At 64.9% G+C, this 1,314-nt stretch carries 1 protein-coding gene; it reads left to right on the top strand.

From position 1 onward, the window contains the following. The first annotated feature begins 58 nt into the window (after window positions 1-58). On the top strand, window positions 59-1,279 hold the full coding sequence (locus tag Q7A36_RS39835; protein WP_305109328.1) for an IS256 family transposase: 1,221 nt from the start codon (window positions 59-61) through the stop codon (window positions 1,277-1,279). The last annotated feature ends 35 nt before the right edge of the window (window positions 1,280-1,314 follow it).

The following is a 1,314-nucleotide window of genomic DNA, read 5'->3' on the forward strand; positions in this document are numbered from 1 at the left end:
CGGGACTATCGGAAATTTCGTGTCGGAGACCGTACGATGCTGCTGAAGGAGCCATCGTATGCCTCGACGCAAACAGCCCGCGATCCCGGACGATCTGCTGGACCAGCTGCTGGGCGGGACCGATCCCCGGGCCGCCCTGGCCGACGGGGGCCTGCTGGACGGGCTCAAGAAGGCCCTGGCCGAACGGGTGCTGAACGCCGAACTGGACCATCACCTCGAGACCGGCGAGCTGGACGGGCGGTCGAATGGGCGGAACGGCTATGGGGCCAAGACGGTGCTGACCGGCACCGGCAAACTGGAGCTGCAGATTCCCCGCGACCGGCTGGCGACCTTCGATCCGCAGCTCATCGCCAAATACCAGCGCCGCTTCCCCGGCTTCGACGACAAGATCGTGTCGATGTACGCCCGGGGCATGAGCACCCGCGAGATCCAGGGGCATCTGCGCGAGCTCTACGGCATCGAGATCTCGCCCGACCTGGTCAGCGCCATCACGGATGCCGTCCTGGACGAGGTGACGGAATGGCAGAACCGCCCGCTCGAGGCGCTCTACCCACTGGTCTTTCTCGACGCGATCCGGGTCAAGGTCCGCGACGAGGGCACGGTCCGCAACAAGGCCGTCTACGTCGCCCTTGGCGTCCGTGCCGACGGCACCAAGGAGGTCCTCGGCCTGTGGATCGAGCAGACCGAAGGCGCCAAGTTCTGGCTCCGCGTCATGAACGAGCTCAAGGACCGCGGCGTGCAGGACATCCTGATCGCCGTCGTCGATGGGCTGAAGGGGTTCCCTGAGGCCATCAACGCCGTGTTCCCAAAGACGCAAGTCCAAGCCTGTGTCGTCCATCTCATTCGCACGTCGCTGGACTACGTCTCCTATAAGGACCGCAAGCTGGTCGCGGCCGCGCTGAAGGAGATCTACCGTGCTCGCAATGCCGAGGCGGGCCAGGCAGCGCTGGACGCTTTCGACGAGGGGCCATGGGGCCGCAAATACCCCGTCATCGCCCAGACCTGGCGCCGGCACTGGACGGAGGTGATCCCGTTCTACGCTTTCCCCTCCGAGGTGCGCCGGATCATTTACACCACGAATTCCATAGAGGCTTTGAACGCCAAGCTGCGGCGTGCTGTCAGGGCGCGCGGTCACTTCCCGACCGACGAGGCCGCCCTCAAGCTGCTCTTCCTCGTCTTGAACCGGACCATGAAGGAGTGGAAGATGCCCGCGAGGGAATGGACCGCTGCCAAGGCGCAGTTCGCCATCCTCTTCGAGGACCGCTTCACCACCGCCTGATCATCGCGGTCCCACACGAAATTCCGGATAGTCCC

Source organism: Paracraurococcus lichenis (assembly GCF_030657435.1).
Lineage (GTDB): Bacteria > Pseudomonadota > Alphaproteobacteria > Acetobacterales > Acetobacteraceae > Paracraurococcus > Paracraurococcus lichenis.

What these genes read in the sequence shown, in the direction of transcription:
- Q7A36_RS39835 (WP_305109328.1), top strand. Translation starts at nt 59, where the DNA reads ATGCCTCGACGCAAACAGCCCGCGATCCCGGACGATCTGCTGGACCAG.